General features: G+C 66.3%; 15 protein-coding genes. 10 read left to right on the top strand and 5 right to left on the bottom strand.

Annotation, left to right across the window (positions count from 1 at the left end):
* Positions 1–128 precede the first annotated feature (128 nt).
* The gene (locus tag AC5P9F_RS04550) at positions 129–1,241 is read right to left on the bottom strand and encodes a PLP-dependent cysteine synthase family protein (protein WP_495231895.1); all 1,113 of its coding nucleotides are present in this window, start codon (positions 1,239–1,241) and stop codon (positions 129–131) included.
* Positions 1,242–1,367: 126 nt separating this feature from the next.
* Here AC5P9F_RS04550 and gloA point away from each other — a divergent pair, with 126 nt between their 5' ends.
* Both gloA and AC5P9F_RS04540 read left to right on the top strand, forming a co-directional pair.
* Entirely contained in the window at positions 1,368–1,886 is a 519-nt protein-coding gene (gene gloA, locus AC5P9F_RS04545; protein ID WP_005414533.1) for a lactoylglutathione lyase, read from the top strand.
* A 94-nt stretch (positions 1,887–1,980) separates the two neighbouring features.
* On the top strand, positions 1,981–2,409 hold the full coding sequence (locus AC5P9F_RS04540) for a VOC family protein (RefSeq protein ID WP_164225395.1): 429 nt from the start codon (positions 1,981–1,983) through the stop codon (positions 2,407–2,409).
* A gap of 67 nt (positions 2,410–2,476) precedes the next feature.
* Here the strand turns inward: AC5P9F_RS04540 and AC5P9F_RS04535 are convergent, their stop codons facing one another.
* Positions 2,477–2,908 (bottom strand): CBS domain-containing protein, encoded by a 432-nt coding sequence (locus tag AC5P9F_RS04535; RefSeq protein ID WP_005411115.1) that lies wholly within the window; start codon positions 2,906–2,908, stop codon positions 2,477–2,479.
* Between the two features lie 447 nt (positions 2,909–3,355).
* Positions 3,356–5,194: a glutamine--fructose-6-phosphate transaminase (isomerizing) gene (gene glmS / locus AC5P9F_RS04530; protein WP_106550946.1), complete on the bottom strand. Its 1,839-nt coding sequence runs from the start codon at positions 5,192–5,194 to the stop codon at positions 3,356–3,358.
* 203 nt (positions 5,195–5,397) lie between these two features.
* Here glmS and AC5P9F_RS04525 point away from each other — a divergent pair, with 203 nt between their 5' ends.
* From AC5P9F_RS04525 to AC5P9F_RS04495, 7 genes are all read left to right on the top strand, one after another.
* On the top strand, positions 5,398–6,675 hold the full coding sequence (locus AC5P9F_RS04525; RefSeq protein WP_227860085.1) for an efflux RND transporter periplasmic adaptor subunit: 1,278 nt from the start codon (positions 5,398–5,400) through the stop codon (positions 6,673–6,675).
* 28 nt (positions 6,676–6,703) lie between these two features.
* Positions 6,704–7,429 carry an ABC transporter ATP-binding protein gene (locus AC5P9F_RS04520; protein ID WP_005411118.1) on the top strand — a complete coding sequence of 242 codons (726 nt, stop codon included), beginning with the start codon at positions 6,704–6,706 and terminating at the stop codon, positions 7,427–7,429.
* 10 nt (positions 7,430–7,439) lie between these two features.
* On the top strand, positions 7,440–8,738 hold the full coding sequence (locus tag AC5P9F_RS04515; protein ID WP_005411119.1) for an ABC transporter permease: 1,299 nt from the start codon (positions 7,440–7,442) through the stop codon (positions 8,736–8,738).
* Positions 8,739–8,758: 20 nt separating this feature from the next.
* Entirely contained in the window at positions 8,759–9,976 is a 1,218-nt protein-coding gene (locus tag AC5P9F_RS04510) for an ABC transporter permease (protein WP_005411120.1), read from the top strand.
* A gap of 16 nt (positions 9,977–9,992) precedes the next feature.
* On the top strand, positions 9,993–10,370 hold the full coding sequence (locus AC5P9F_RS04505) for a PDZ domain-containing protein (RefSeq protein ID WP_024957071.1): 378 nt from the start codon (positions 9,993–9,995) through the stop codon (positions 10,368–10,370).
* 123 nt (positions 10,371–10,493) lie between these two features.
* Complete coding sequence (locus AC5P9F_RS04500; RefSeq protein WP_111196812.1) at positions 10,494–11,840, top strand: sigma-54-dependent transcriptional regulator; 1,347 nt, start codon at positions 10,494–10,496, stop codon at positions 11,838–11,840.
* Positions 11,837–13,189, top strand: coding sequence for a sensor histidine kinase (locus AC5P9F_RS04495; protein WP_005414539.1), 1,353 nt, complete (start codon positions 11,837–11,839; stop codon positions 13,187–13,189). The genes AC5P9F_RS04500 and AC5P9F_RS04495 overlap by 4 nt, the downstream gene beginning before the upstream one ends.
* A gap of 56 nt (positions 13,190–13,245) precedes the next feature.
* On the opposite strand, the gene AC5P9F_RS04490 is transcribed toward AC5P9F_RS04495, so the two are convergent.
* A complete protein-coding gene (locus tag AC5P9F_RS04490) occupies positions 13,246–13,779 on the bottom strand; it encodes a GNAT family N-acetyltransferase (RefSeq protein ID WP_111196809.1) in 534 nt (177 codons plus the stop codon).
* The gene (gene glmU / locus AC5P9F_RS04485) at positions 13,748–15,115 is read right to left on the bottom strand and encodes a bifunctional UDP-N-acetylglucosamine diphosphorylase/glucosamine-1-phosphate N-acetyltransferase GlmU (protein WP_111172865.1); all 1,368 of its coding nucleotides are present in this window, start codon (positions 15,113–15,115) and stop codon (positions 13,748–13,750) included. The genes AC5P9F_RS04490 and glmU overlap by 32 nt, the downstream gene beginning before the upstream one ends.
* Before the next feature lie 84 nt (positions 15,116–15,199).
* On the opposite strand from glmU, the gene AC5P9F_RS04480 reads away from it, so the two are divergent.
* Positions 15,200–15,583 carry a GtrA family protein gene (locus tag AC5P9F_RS04480; protein WP_114618233.1) on the top strand — a complete coding sequence of 128 codons (384 nt, stop codon included), beginning with the start codon at positions 15,200–15,202 and terminating at the stop codon, positions 15,581–15,583.
* Positions 15,584–15,666: the final 83 nt, after the last annotated feature.

Here is a 15,666-nt window from a genome sequence, read left to right as displayed (position 1 = left end):
CGACCGGGTAGAGTCGACTGTTAGTCGACTTTCGCGCGCAGCGCGGGATTTTCGCGACCTGAACCTGGAGCAGTCGACTAACAGTCGACTCTCCCCAGCCGACGCACAGCCGGCCGTGCGTTGCCGCGTTACAACGCTTCCAGGCTGCACCACGGCAATTCGGGCAGTCCCTGCCCGGCCACCGCCGCCGCCAGTTGCGCATCGGCGCCGTCGACATCGATGCCATGGCGCGCATACCACGATGGATCGTAGTAGCTCTGCGCGTAGCGCTCGCCGCTGTCGCACAGGATGCTGACGATGCTGCCCTGGTGGCCCGCCTCGCGCATCCACTGCGCCGCCTGCAGCACACCGATGAAGTTGGTGCCGGTGGAGCCACCGACACGGCGGCCCAGCTGGCGGCTGACATGGCGCATCGCGGCCAGGCTCAGCGCATCGGGCACCTTCACCATCGCATCGACACTGGTCGGGATGAAGCTCGCCTCTACCCGCGGCCGGCCGATGCCTTCCACGCGCGAGCCACCGCTGCAGGTCAGGCCGCGCCAGTCCTGCTCACCGGCCACGGCGGCTTTGTAGCCATCGAAGAACACCGACACTTCCGGGTCCGCACAGAGGATGCGGGTGTCATGCCGGCGATAGCTGACATAGCGGCCCAGCGTCGCTGCGGTACCGCCGGTACCGGGGCTGCACACGATCCATTCCGGAACCGGGCTGGGCTCCTCGGCCATCTGCTTGAAGATGGACTCGGCGATGTTGTTGTTGGCACGCCAGTCGGTGGCGCGCTCGGCATAGGTGAACTGGTCCATGAAGTGGCCGCCGGTTTCACGGGCCAGCTTTTCCGAATCACAGTTGAGGTCGCAGGCACGTTCGACCAGGTGGCAACGGCCGCCGTGGAACTCGATCGCGGCGATCTTTTCAGGCGAGGTGGAGGCCGGGATCACCGCAATGAACGGCAGGCCGAGCAGCCGCGCGAAATAGGCTTCGGACACGGCGGTCGAGCCGCTGGAGGCCTCGATCACCGGACGCCCTTCACGCAACCAGCCATTGGCCAGCGCATACAGGAACAGCGAGCGCGCCAGCCGGTGCTTCAGGCTGCCGGTGGGATGGCTCGACTCATCCTTCAGGTACAGGTCGATGCCCTCGAACCCTGGCAGCGCCAGCGGAATCAGGTGGGTATCGGCGGAACGGTTGAAATCAGCTTCGATCTTGCGGATGGCGGCAGCCACCCATTCACGCTGCGACATGGCGGGCAATCGTTGTCAGGACGGAACGGTGCGATCCGGCCATTGTACGTCGCAGTGCCGTCAGGTGCTGGCCGGTAGAATGGCTCAATCCGGCCGGCAACGGCCCTGTCTGAAGGACCTCCCCCCATGACCATTCCCGCCCTGCGCGATGTTCCCGGCGTCGCCGCCCAGGCCCCGGCCGAAACCACCGGCTTCGTGTTCAACCACACCATGCTGCGCGTGAAGGACATTGCCGCTTCGCTGGACTTCTACACCCGCGTGCTCGGCTACCAGCTGATCGACAAGCGCGACTTCCCCGAGGCCCAGTTCAGCCTGTACTTCCTGGCCTACGTGCCCGCTGGCGTCACGGTGCCGGAAGATGACAACGCCCGCCGCCTGTGGATGGCCGGGCTGCCGGGCGTGCTGGAACTGACCCACAACCACGGCACCGAAACCCAGGACGGCGCGGTCTACCACGACGGCAACAGCGACCCGCGCGGCTTCGGCCACATCTGCGTGTCGGTGCCGGACATCGAGGCCGCCTGCCAGCGCTTCGAGGATCTGGGCGTGACCTTCCAGAAGCGCCTGACCGACGGCCGCATGAAGAACCTGGCTTTCATCAAGGACCCGGACGGCTACTGGGTCGAGATCATCGCCAACGTCTGACCCGAAAAGGGGACGGAGGGGATTAAGTCGTTTCTGGCATTATTGGGCTGGAAGCGACTTAATCCCCTCCGTCCCCTTTTTCTGCGAGGTTGGTATGGAAACGATGGAACTGCACCGTGGCCGCCTGATCGACCACATCCAGCTGGTAGTGCACGACCTGGCGGCCAGCCGCCGCTTCTACCAGGCGGTGTTCGACACCATCGGCATCCCGGTGGCCGGTGAAGGCGATGACTACTTCTGGGCCGACGAGCTGTTCATTTCCAGCGCCAGCAGCGAGGCCGCCGCTGGCCAGCTGACCGGACGCCACCACCTGGCATTCCAGGCCCGCGACACCGCCACTGTCGATGCCTTCCACAGCGCCGCCATTGCCGCCGGCGGCACCGACAACGGCGCGCCCGGCGAACGCCCCTACCACCCGGGCTATTACGGCGCGTTCGTGCTCGATCCCGATGGCAACAACATTGAAGTGGTCTACCACGGCCCGGCCAACTACAGCGCCGACTCGGTGAAGGTCACTTTCTGATTTCACCGATGCCGTGAACGAAGAAGCCGGGCAATGCCCGGCTTCTCTGCTTCCGACGGTGTGGCCCTCAGTGGGCGGCCATGTAGATGTCCTGCAGCACGGCCTTTTCCAGCTCCAGCTCGCCCAGCAGGTTCTTCACGATGTCGCCCAGGCTGAGGATGCCGACCAGGCGGGTGCCTTCGGTGACCATCAGATGACGGCGCCGCGAGTACGTCATCAACGACATGGCCTGCTTCAGGGTGGCCTCCGGGGCGATGCCTTCCAGGCCGGTGGACGGCAGGCTGGAAATCACCCGGCGGCCGGCCTGCGGGCCGTCGTCGGCCAAGGTGCGCACGATGTCCTTTTCGGAAATGATGCCGACCGGGGCATCGTCCTTCATCACCACCAGCGCAGCGATCCTGTTCGCGCTCATCTTGTGGGCGGCGGCACCGATGGTGTCTTCGGCGTCGATGGTGATGACAGCTTCTTTCTTGGATTGCAGGAGTTCGCGGACGTTCATTCTTGTTTCCTGGTGCAGGTCACTGAAGTCAAAAAAGTGTGCTCTTCCGATACGCCCCCTCCCCGGGAACAGACCTTTCAGCGCACGTCTGGCGCACACGCCGGCCTTGGGAGATGGATCGGCAGGCATCGTGCTGCAACGCGAACGAGGTGGGTTCAACCGCTCACCCTGGACCTCGGTCAACCTGATTCTACGACTGCGACCATCGGTCACTACCGGCATCGATGGGACAGTTCGTCGTGGGAACCAACCGACGATCCAGAGAATGGCACCGCGGCTGAAACCGCCGCTGAATACACGCGATGCCGCGTGTTAAAGATTGATTGATGGCTGCCGACGGCGGACAGAACACCCTGAGGCTGTCCCACTTCGCACGGACTCCGGCACAAACGAAAGGGGGCCACTGGGGCCCCCTTCGCTTGCAGCATCCAACAGAGCCGACGGGTGTTACTCCACTGTCACGCTCTTGGCCAGGTTGCGCGGCTTGTCCACGTCGGTGCCACGCGCCAGCGCGGTGTGGTACGCCAGCAACTGCACCGGAATGGTGTGCACGATCGGGCTGAGCACGCCGGCATGGCGCGGTGTACGAATCACGTGCACGCCTTCGGACTCGTTGAAGTTGCTGTCCTGGTCGGCGAACACGAACAGCTCGCCACCACGGGCGCGCACTTCCTGCATGTTCGACTTCACCTTTTCCAGCAGGCTGTCGTTCGGCGCGATCACCACCACCGGCATGTCCTCATCCACCAGCGCCAGCGGGCCATGCTTCAGCTCGCCCGCCGGGTAGGCCTCGGCGTGGATGTAGGAGATTTCCTTGAGCTTGAGCGCGCCTTCCAGCGCGATCGGGTAGTGCAGGCCGCGGCCCAGGAACAACGCGCTGCTCTTGCGCGCGAAACGCTCGGCCCACGCAGCGATCTGCGGCTCCATGTTCAACGCGTGCTGCACGCTACCCGGCAGGAAGCGCAGCTGCTCCAGGTAGTCCGCTTCCTGTGCCGCGTCGATGCGGCCATGCAGCTTGCCCAGCACCACGGTCAGCTGGAACAGTGCCGCCAGCTGGGTGGTGAAGGCCTTGGTCGAAGCGACGCCGATCTCGGCACCGGCACGGGTGTAGCAGACCAGTTCGCTGGCCCGCGGAATCGCACTTTCCGGCACGTTGCAGATCGACAGCGTGTGCTTGTGCCCCAGCGACTTGGCGTACTTCAGCGCTTCCATAGTATCCAGCGTTTCGCCGGACTGGGAAATGGTGACGATCAGGTGCTTCGGGTTGGCATACGCGGCGCGGTAGCGGTACTCGCTGGCGATCTCCACGCTGCACGGCAGGCCGGCGATGGCCTCGACCCAGTAGCGTGCAGTCAGGCCGGCGTAGTAGCTGGTACCGCAGGCGATGATCTGCACGCCCTCGATGCCCGACAACACCGCCTCGGCGTTCTTGCCGAACAGCTCGGCCGGGAAACCACCGGCGTCGATCGCCGCCTCGATGGTGTCGCCCAGCGCGCGCGGCTGCTCGTGGATTTCCTTCTGCATGAAGTGGCGGTACGGGCCCAGCTCCAGCGATGCCAGCGACACGTCGGACAGATGCACGTCGCGCTCGACCGGCTGGTCGTGCTCGTCGAAGACGCGCACGCCGTCGCGGCGGATTTCGGCGGTGTCGCCCTCTTCCAGGAAGATCACCTTGCGCGTGGCCGAGATCACGGCCGAGACGTCGGAGGCGACGAAGTTCTCGCCTTCGCCCAGGCCGATCAGCAGCGGGCAGCCCATGCGCGCGCAGACGAAGCGCTCCGGCTCGGCGCGGCTGACCACGGCCAGCGCGTAGGCGCCGGTCAGTTCCTTCACCGTGTGCTGCAGCGCCACCAGCAGGTCGTCGCCATCCTTCAGGTGGTGGTGGATCAGGTGTGCGATGACTTCGGTATCGGTCTGCGACTCGAAGGTGTAGCCCATCGCGCGCAGCTTCTCGCGCTGCTCTTCGTGGTTCTCGATGATGCCGTTGTGCACCAGCGCCACGCCCTGGCTGATATGCGGATGCGCATTGGCCTCGGTGACACCACCGTGGGTGGCCCAGCGGGTATGACCGATGCCGAGCACCGCGTTGAAACCCTCGGCCTCGGCCGCCGTGGCCATTTCCGACACTCGGCCGGTACGACGCACGCGACGCACCTCCGACCGCTCGGCATGGTCGATCACCGCGATACCCGAGGAATCGTAACCACGGTACTCAAGGCGCTTCAGACCCTCGATCAGCACCGGCACTACGTCGCGATCAGCGATCGCACCCACGATTCCACACATGTCACGCGTTTCCTTGAAGACGATCGTCGCATTCTAGCCTGCGCGTCCGGCTTCCCCCTCCTGTCCGCTTAATGAAAGTGTCCGGAAAGGTGTCCGCGGACACCCGGACACTTCAGACGCCCACCCAACTCATTGATGGAAAAGGAAATAAAGTTGGCACGCTACGTGCTTGGTACTGGCTACCACCGTCAGGCACGCACCCGATGATCCGCGACACTTCCGCCCAGGACCAGATCGTTTCCTCCGCCCCGGCCAGCGCCCCGCGCGCCAACTGGCTCCGTTACCGTTGGCCGGCGCTGGGCACGATCGCCCTGCTCGCCGGCATCGGCTGGGCCGTGCACGCCTGGTCCAACGCCAGCCGCTCCTTCGACAGCAGCCGCGTGCGCATCGCCGAAGTGAAGCGGGGCGACCTGGTCCGTGACATCGCCGCCGACGGCCGCGTGATCGCCGCCAACAGCCCGATCCTGTATGCCATCTCTGCGGGCACCGTGGACCTGAAGGTGGTCGCCGGTGACGTGGTGAAGAAGGGGCAGGAGCTGGCGGTCATCGACAGCCCCGAACTGCGCAGCAAGCTGGCCCAGGAACAGGCCACCCTGGCCGGCCTGGAGGCCGAGGCCAGCCGTGCCGCGCTGGACGCCACCCTGGCCCGCGCCAAGTCGCGCAAGGAGACCGACCAGGCCACCATCGAACGGCAGGCCGCCGACCGCGACCTGCAGCGCTACCAGCGCGGCTACGACGGCGGTGCGGTGCCGCAGATCGACCTGGCCAAGGCCAAGGACTCGTTGAAGAAGGCCGACATCACCCTGGCCAACGCCACCACCGATGCGCGCCTGCAGAGCCAGGGCGCCGACCTGGATGCCCGCAACAAGCGCCTGCTGGCCGATCGCCAGAAGGCGGTGGTGGCCGAAGTGCAGCGCCAGGTCGATGCGCTGACGCTGCGTGCCCCGTTCGATGGCCAGGTCGGCCAGGTGCAGGCGGTGCAGTCCACCAACCTGGCCGCCAATGCCCCGGTGCTGGGCGTGGTCGACCTGTCCAAGTTCGAAGTCGAGATCAAGGTGCCGGAGAGCTTCGCCCGCGACCTGGCGATCGGCATGCCCGCACAGCTGACCGGTGGCAACGGCCAGCCCTTCCCGGGCGAGATCAGCGCGGTGTCGCCGGAAGTGGTCAACGGTGAGGTCAACGCGCGCGTGCGCTTTGCCAGCGCGCAGCCGGAAGGCCTGCGCCAGAGCCAACGGATGTCGGTGCGCGTGCTGCTCGATACCCGCAAGAACGTGCTGAAGGTCGAGCGTGGCCCGTTCGTCGAACAGGGCAACGGTATGGCCTACGTGATGGATGGCCGCACCGCCGTGCGCCGTCCGGTGGAACTGGGCGTCAGCAGCCTGGGCGAAGTGGAAATCAAGTCGGGTGTGCAGCCGGGCGACCGCATCGTGGTCTCCGGCAGCGACCTGTTCAAGGACGCCGAACGCGTCTCCGTCAACTGATACCTGAATCCTGGAGAGAGGACACCCCATGTACATGCTCGAAATGCGTTCGGTCGCCAAGGTCTTCCGCACCGAACAGGTGGAAACCCACGCACTGCGCTCGCTGGAACTGCAGGTCAAGGAAGGTGAGTTCGTCGCGGTCACCGGCCCGTCCGGCTCCGGCAAGACCACCTTCCTCAACATCGCCGGCCTGCTGGAAACCTTCACCAGCGGTACCTACATGCTGGACGGCCAGGACGTGAGCACGCTGGGCGACGACGCCCGCAGCCGCCTGCGCAACCAGAAGATCGGCTTCATCTTCCAGGGCTTCAACCTGATCCCCGACCTGAACCTGTTCGACAACGTCGACGTTCCGCTGCGCTATCGCAGGATGAGCGCCAACGAGCGCCGCGAACGCATCGAGAAGGCACTGACCCAGGTCGGCCTGGGCTCGCGCATGAAGCACTATCCGAATGAACTGTCGGGTGGCCAGCAGCAGCGCGCGGCCATCGCGCGTGCGCTGGCCGGCAGCCCGCGCCTGCTGCTGGCCGACGAACCGACCGGCAATCTGGATACGCAGATGGCCCGGGGCGTGATGGAGCTGCTGGAGGAGATCAACGCCGCCGGCACCACCATCGTGATGGTCACCCACGACCCGGAACTGGCCGCGCGTGCGCAGCGCAACGTGCACATCGTCGATGGCCAGGTGACCGACCTGGTGCGCGAGCCGGTGCTGGCCACGCCGTTGCGCCACATCGTCGCCGTCAACGAGTGAGGGCCCGACCATGTTCGCCTACTATGCCCGATTGGCGGCGCGCAGTTTCCGCCGCAACAAGGTCCTGACCGCGCTGATGGTGATCGCCATCGCGCTCGGCATCGGTGCCTCGATGACCACGTTGACCGTATTCCACGTGCTGTCCGGCGACCCGATTCCGGGCAAGAGTGACCGCCTGTTCTACGTGCAGCTCGATGCCGCGACCGGCGCCTATGTCGCCGGCGAGGAACCGGAAACCCAGCTGACCCGCTTCGACGGTGAAGCGCTGCTGCGCGAGGCCAAGGGCGAGCGCCAGGCGCTGATGAGCGGCGGCGGCGGCACCATCGAACCGGACAACAGCACGCTCAAGCCCTTCAGCATCGACACCCGCTGGACCTCGGCCGACTTCTTCCCGATGTTCGAGGTGCCCATGCAGTACGGCCGCCCCTGGACGCGCGAGGACGATGAAGGCCGCGCACGCGTGGTGGTCATCTCCAAGGCGCTCAACGACAAGCTGTACCAGGGCGCCAACAGCGTGGGCCGCGACCTGCGCATGGAAGGCCAGAGTTACCGCATCGTCGGCGTGATGAAGGAATGGAGCCCGGAGCCGCACTTCTACGACCTGACCACCGGCAGCTACGGCAAGAACGAAGACCTGCTGCTGCCGATCTCCACCTCGTTGGACCTGAAGCTCGGCAACAACGGCAACATGAACTGCTTCGGCGAAAACCCCGACGGCAACAGCTACTCGCTCAATGCACCGTGCGCGTGGCTGCAGTACTGGGTGGAAATGGACCCGGCCAAGGCCGGCGACTACCGCCGCTACCTGGAGAACTATTCGACCCAGCAGCGCGAGGCCGGCCGCTTCAAGCACCCACCGAACGTGCGCCTGCGCACCGTGATGGAATGGCTGGACTTCAATGGTGCAGTGCCCAGCGACGTGCGCCTGCAGCTGTGGCTGGCGCTGGGCTTCCTCGGTGTCTGCCTGGTCAACACGGTAGGCCTGCTGCTGGCCAAGTTCCTGCGCCGCAGTGGTGAGATCGGCGTGCGCCGTGCACTCGGTGCCAGCCGTGGCCAGATCTTCCTGCAGTGCCTGGTGGAAGCCGGCGCGGTGGGCGTGGTCGGTGGCGTGCTGGGTATCGGCCTGGCCCTGCTTGGCCTGTTCGCGGTGCGCCAGCAGCCGGTGGAATACGCAAAGCTGGCCCACCTGGACGGCAACATGCTGCTGCTCGCGCTGGGCCTGACCCTGTTCGCCAGCCTCGCCGCCGGATTCCTGCCCGCCTGGCGCGCGATGCAGGTCACCCCGGCCATCCAGCTCAAGTCGCAGTAAGCACCCGAACGAGGACTCCCATGGACATCCGCCCCATCCTCAGCACGCTGCGCCGGCACAAGACCGCTGCCGCCCTGATCGTGCTGGAAGTCGCACTGACCTGCGCCATCGTCTGCAACGCGCTGTTCCTGGTCAGCCAGCGCGTGGAAAAGATCAGCATGCCCAGCGGCATCGCCGAGAGCGAACTGGTGATGCTGCGCGTCAGCGGCATCGGCAAGCAGACCGACGCCATGTCCCGCACCCGCGAGGACCTGGCATCGCTGCGCGCGATTCCCGGCGTCAGCAACGTCACCATCATCAACCAGGTTCCCTTCCGCAACGGCTCCTCCAGCAGCAGCATCTCGCGGGTGATCGACCAGGAACGGCCGACCACCAACGCTTCGATGTACACCCTGTCCGAGAACGGGCTGGCCACGATGGGCATCAATCTGATCGCCGGCCGCGATTTCCTGCCCGACGAGTACCAGAACTTCGAAGACGTCAGCAAGGGTGGCGCCAAGGAAAAGGCCATCCCGGTCATCCTCACCCAGGCCACCGCCGCCAAGATGGAGCCCAACGGCAGCGCCCTGGGCAAGACCTACTACATGGGCAAGCAGTCGCTGCATGTGGTCGGCATCGTCGACACGCTCAGCACGCCCAATGGCTGGAATGACAACTGGACCAACTCGATGCTGCTGCCGATCCGGGTCAGCTTCGACAAGGGTGGTACCTACGTGTTGCGCACTTCGCCGGAACGCCGCCAGGAGGTGCTCGATGCCGGTGCCGCCGCGCTGGAGCGCAACGACCCCAACCGCCTGATGCGCGACAAGCTGACCTATGAAGACCAGCGCAAGGACTTCTTCAAGAACGACCGCGCGATGGTCGGCCTGCTGATCACCGTCAGCATCTCGCTGCTGGTGGTCACTGCGCTGGGCATCATCGGCCTGGCCAGCTTCTGGGTGCAGCAGCGCAGCAAGCAGATCGGTATCCGCCGTGCGCTGGGCGCCACCCGCGGGCAGATCCTGCGCTACTTCCAGACCGAGAACTTCCTGCTGGCCTCGCTGGGCATCGTGCTGGGCATGCTGGCGGCGTACGCGATCAACCTGGCCCTGATGAACCTGTACGAGCTGCCGCGCATGCCGCTGTACTACCTGCCGCTGGGTGCGCTGCTGCTGTGGATACTGGGCCAGATTGCGGTGTTCGGTCCGGCACGGCGTGCGGCGGCGGTACCGCCTGCGGTCGCCACGCGGGGCGCGTGAGATGCGTGCCTGCGCGATGTGCCTGATGCTGCTCCTGCCCCTGCCGGCGCTGGCCGGTGGTGGCAGCGCACAGACGCTGGAATGGCGCCGCGATGGAGCGCGGCTGTCGCTGCGCTCGACCGAAGGCCAGGTGCATGTGGAGGCCGCCAGCCCGGAAGTGCGCTTCGGCGTGCGCAGTGGCGATCGCATCCTCCGCGTGGACGACACGGCGGTGCGCCGGGTTGAACATCTGGCCGAGGCACTGCGCCATTCCCACGCGGCCAGCGCCTATCTGTTGCTGCGCCGCGACAAGCGCGAACTGACGGTGGCGGTCAACGCCGCTGCGTGGCGACAGGCATTGGAGGTCCCGCCACCACCCGCGCCACCACCTCCGCCAGCCCCACCCGGGCGCTGAGCATCATCCGCTCCTGCACGGCCACAGGTTTGGCTATGCTTGATGGGTGGCGTCGGGCTCTCCCGGTGCGTGGACACGAACGGCTCCATCGGCGCCGCCCATCCCTTTCTGCAGAACCGCTTGATGCCTGCGATCCTGATCATCGACGACAACGCCAGCGTGGGTACTGCGCTGGACGTGCTGTTCTCCCTGCACGACATCGACACCCTGCAGGCGCACACGCCCGCCGATGGGCTGGCCCTGCTCGAGTCGCAGCCGGTCGATCTGGTGATCCAGGACATGAACTTCAGCGAGGACACCACCTCCGGTGAGGAGGGCGAAGCGTTGTTCGCGCAGATCCGTGCGCGCCATCCGGACCTGCCGGTGATCCTGCTGACCGCTTGGACCCACCTGAGCAGTGCGGTGGACCTGGTCAAGGCCGGTGCGGCCGACTACCTGGCCAAGCCCTGGGACGACCGCAAGCTGATGACCACGGTCAACAACCTGCTGGAACTGTCCGAGGCACGCCGCGAACTGGACCGGCGCCGCAGCCGTGAACTGCACCAGCGCAACGCGCTGGAAGAGAAGTACGACCTGTGCGGCGCGGTCTTCGCCGACCCCGCCAGCGAGCGCGTCATCGCCCTCGCCTGCCAGGTCGCACGCTCGGAACTGCCGGTACTGATCACCGGTGCGAACGGTGCCGGCAAGGAGAAGATCGCGCAGATCATCCAGGCCAATTCGCTGGTGGCCAAGGGCCCGTTCGTGGCGGTCAACTGTGGCGCGCTGCCCTCGGAACTGATCGAAGCCGAACTGTTCGGTGCCGAGGCCGGTGCGTATACCGGCGCCAACAAGGCGCGCGAAGGCAAGTTCGAGGCCGCCGATGGTGGCACCCTGTTCCTGGATGAGATCGGCAACCTGTCGCTCGGCGGGCAGATGAAGCTGCTGCGCGTGCTGGAAACCGGCCGCTTCGAGCGCCTGGGTTCCAACCGCGAGCGCCAGGTCAAGGTCCGCGTGGTCAGCGCGACCAATGCCGACCTGCCGGCGATGATCCGCGACGGTACCTTCCGCGAAGATCTCTATTACCGCCTCAACACGGTGGAACTGGTGCTGCCGCCGCTGGCCGAACGCCCGGGCGACATCGTGCCGCTGGCCGAGCGATTCCTGACCGCTGGCAAGCCGCTGTCCAGCGCCGCCACCGCAGCACTGCAGCGGCACCCCTGGCCAGGCAACGTGCGCGAGCTGCGCAACGTGATCCAGCGTGCCGAACTGCTGGCCACCGGCAACCGCATCGAAGTGGCCGATCTCAACCTGCCGCGCGCAGCCGTCGTACCACGACCGGCACCCAGCGCAGGCAATGATCCCGACCGCACACGCATCGAGGATGTGCTGGCGCGCAACCATGGCGTCATCGCCCAGGCTGCCGCCGAGCTCGGCCTGAGCCGCCAGGCGCTGTACCGGCGCATGGACCGCCACGGTATTCCACGCGAATGAAGCGGCGCTCGTTCACTTTCCGCCTGTTCCTGCGCCTGCTGCCGGTGCTGGCACTGGCTGCGGCACTGCCGTGGCTGCTGGCCTACTGGATGGACCATGGCTGGGTGGTGACCACGGTGTCGGCGCTGATCCTGCTGTCGCTGATGTGGTGGACGCTGCGTCGGGCTACCGCCCCGGTGCGGTCACTGATGCGGGCCCTGGCGGGCACCACCAGCAGCTATCGCGACGGCGAATACAACTTCGGCGTGCACTGGCCCGGCAATGACGAGCTCGGCGACCTGGTGCAGGCACACCGGGAGCTGGGTGATGTACTGCGTGAGCAGCGGCAGGGCCTGGTGCAACGTGAGCTGCTGCTGGACACCATGGTGCAGAATACGCCGGTTGCGATGCTGTTGATCGCCTCCGGCGGTGATGGCATCGCCCGCGTGGTGTTCTCCAACCTGGCCGCGCGCAAGCTGCTGCACGGCGGTTGGAAGCTGGAAGGCCAGCGCCTGGAAGACGTGCTGGAACAGGTGCCGGTGGAACTGCGCGATGCCATCGCCCGTGGCGGTGACAGCCTGTTCGCGGTGCACGCCGAGGGGGAGGACGGCGATGAGGATGACGAGCAGGTCTATCACCTCTCGCGGCGTGCCTTCCAGCTCAACGGTCGTCCGCACGACCTGCTGCTGGTGCGCCTGTTGACCGCCGAGCTGCGCCGCCAGGAAGTGCAGACCTGGAAGAAGGTGATCCGGGTGATCAGCCACGAGCTCAACAACTCACTGGCGCCGATTGCTTCGCTCGCCCATTCCGGCGGCGTGCTGGTGCAGCGTGAGCGCTTTGACCGGCTGCCCGAGATCTTCACCACCATCGAGGACCGCGCACGCCACCTGGAAGGCTTCATCCGTGGCTATGCGCGCTTTGCCAAGCTGCCACAGCCGCAGCTGCAGACCGTGCACTGGGCGCCGTTCCTGTCCAGCCTGCGCCAGCAGATCCCGTTCGGCATGGAACGTGAGCCGGACGAGGAGCTGAGCAGCCGCATCGACATCGCGCAGTTCGGGCAGGCGTTGTTGAACCTGCTGAAGAATGCGCACGAAGCCTGCGCTGAAGCCGAGCCGCCCAACGACGATGTGCAGGTACAGCTGACCCGGCTGCCGCAGTGGCTGCGCCTGGACGTGCTTGACCGCGGCAAGGGCATGAACGAGCAGGTGCTGCAGAACGCACTGATGCCGTTCTATTCGACCAAGCGCAATGGCACCGGGCTGGGGCTGGCGCTGACGCGGGAGATCGTGGAGGCCCACGGCGGACGGGTGTCACTGCAGAACCGCGGCGATGGCGGGTTGTGCGTGTCGATCCTGCTGCCGGTGGGTTGAGCGGACCGATCGGGTAGATCCACGCGATGCGTGGATATGCCGACCGAGGTCGGTACCTACCAGGCCTGCCGCATCGCCACGCGTAGATGCATCGGAAACCCCAGCGCGGCCTCTTCGGCCATCACCGCCTGCAGCCCTGCACCCCACTCCGCCTCCGGTGCGGCGACGAACCCTTCACTGGCATAGAAGGCCGCATTCCACGGCACGTCGGACAACGTGGTCAGCACGGCCGAGCGATAGCCCGCCGCCCGGGCCTGTACCAATGCATGGCGCAACAACGTGCGCCCATGACCTTGCCGCGCGTGTGCAGGATCCACATCCATCTGCAGCACGTGGAACTCACCTGCCAGTTCGCCGGCAAGCAGATAGCCGGCGATGCCACCGTCTGCCGCATCCACCACCCACAGCTGCCCGCGTTCAAGGCCATCCTGTAGTGTCGGCAGGTCCAGGCCATGCCCGGCGAACACCGGATAGGCCTCATGGCCCCTCAACACCTCGCCGGCGCGCTGCTCGATGCCGGGCAGCACACCGAGTTCATCGGCGCGGGGAATGCGGGGCTCAGGACTTCTTGAGCGGGCGCTTCCAGCCATCGATGGTTTCCTGTCGGACACGCGCCAGTGTCAGCTTGCCGTCCGGCGCGTTGCGGGTGATGACCGAACCGGCGGCAATGGTCGCGCCGTCGCCAATGGTCACCGGTGCCACCAGCGAGCTGTTGGAGCCGATGAACGCGTTGTCGCCAATGGTGGTGGTCGACTTGTTCACGCCATCGTAGTTGCAGGTGATGGTGCCAGCGCCGATGTTCACCTTGCTGCCGATCACCGCATCGCCCAGGTAGGTGAGGTGATTGGCCTTGCTACCGACACCCAGCGTGACCTTCTTGGTCTCGACGAAGTTGCCGACGTGCACGCCATCGGCCAGCACGGTGCCCGGTCGCAGGCGCGCGAATGGGCCGATCTGCGCGGCGCCCTCGGTAACCACGCCCTCCAGGTCGCAGTGCGCACGCACTTCGGTGCCCGGCCCAAGGTTGACGTCCTTCAAACGGTTGAACGGACCGACGGTGACGCCGTCGCCGAGCACCACGTTGCCCTCGAGCACGACATCGACGTCGATCAGCACGTCGCTGCCCACGGTGACAGTGCCGCGGATGTCGAGCCGGGCCGGATCGCGCACGCGCGCCCCCTGTGCGCACAAGGCCCGTACCGCACGACGCTGCCAGGCGCGCTCCAGCTGCGAGAGCTGCCAGGGGTCGTTTGCCCCTTCGGCCTCCTGCGCGTCGGCCACCAGCGCCATTTCGGCCGGCGTGTATTCATGGGCGGCAAACGCAAAGACATCGGTGAGGTAGTACTCGCCCTGTGCATTGCTGTTGGAAAGCTGCGACAGCCAACGGCGCAGCGCAGTCGATTCGGCGGCGATGATGCCGGTATTGATCGTGCGCACGCGCAGCTGGTCATCGGTGGCGTCCTTCTGCTCGATGATCGCGCCAACCTTGCCCTCGGCATCGCGCAGCACGCGGCCATATCCGGTCGGGTCATCGACATCGGCCACCAGTACCGCCAGCCGGCCCGGCTGTGCGAGCAGGTCGCGCAGGGTCTGCGCACGGATCAGCGGCACGTCGCCGTACAGGACCAGCACCTGCGCCAGGTCGGGAACCTGGGGCATCGCCTGCGCTACCGCATGGCCGGTGCCGAGCTGCTGAGCCTGTTCGGCCCATTGCAGGTCGGGCTGGCCGGCGAAGTACTGGCGCACCGCCTCGCCGCCATGGCCATGGACCACGTGGATCGCCGCCGGCTGGAGCTCACGGGCCGCGTCGATCACGTGCGCCAGCATCGGCTGGCCCGCGATCGGCTGCAGCACCTTCGGCAGCACCGACTTCATGCGCTTGCCTGCGCCGGCGGCGAGGATGATGACGTGCAGGGGTTGGGTCATGGGAACGGCGGTCCGTGGTTCGTTGCCGGTGATTCTAGAGCGTGCGCCGTTAACATGGGCATCCCTCCTCCCTTCGCCATGCCGATGAGCCTCGTCCGCCAGGGAAGCGCCTACCTCGTCATCGGGCTCGTGCAGCTGCTGCTCGACTGGCTCGTGTTCGTGGTCACCACCGCACTGGGCATGCCCGTGGCGCCGGCCAACATCGCCGGGCGCCTGGCCGGCATGCTGCTGGGCTTCTGGCTCAACGGCCGCTACACCTTTGCCGAGGCCGGCACCCGCAAGCTGGGATGGAAGCGATTTGCACGCTTTTTCAGTCTATGGCTGCTGCTCACCGTGGCGAGCACATTGCTGGTGAGCCTGGTGGACCATGCGCTGGGCCTGCAGTACACCTGGCTTGCCAAACCGCTGGTGGAAGGCGGCCTGGCGTGTGTGTCGTTCCTGCTGATGCGGTACGTGGTGTATCGCTGAGACGGCACCAGGATCGGGATCGGGATCGGGGACCGGGATCGGGGACCGGGATCGGGGACCGGGATCGGTGATCGGTGATCGGG

The sequence above is a fragment of the Stenotrophomonas sp. YJH_SMC_4 genome, from assembly GCF_059371575.1.
This window is presented reverse-complemented; position numbering and strand designations above follow the sequence as displayed.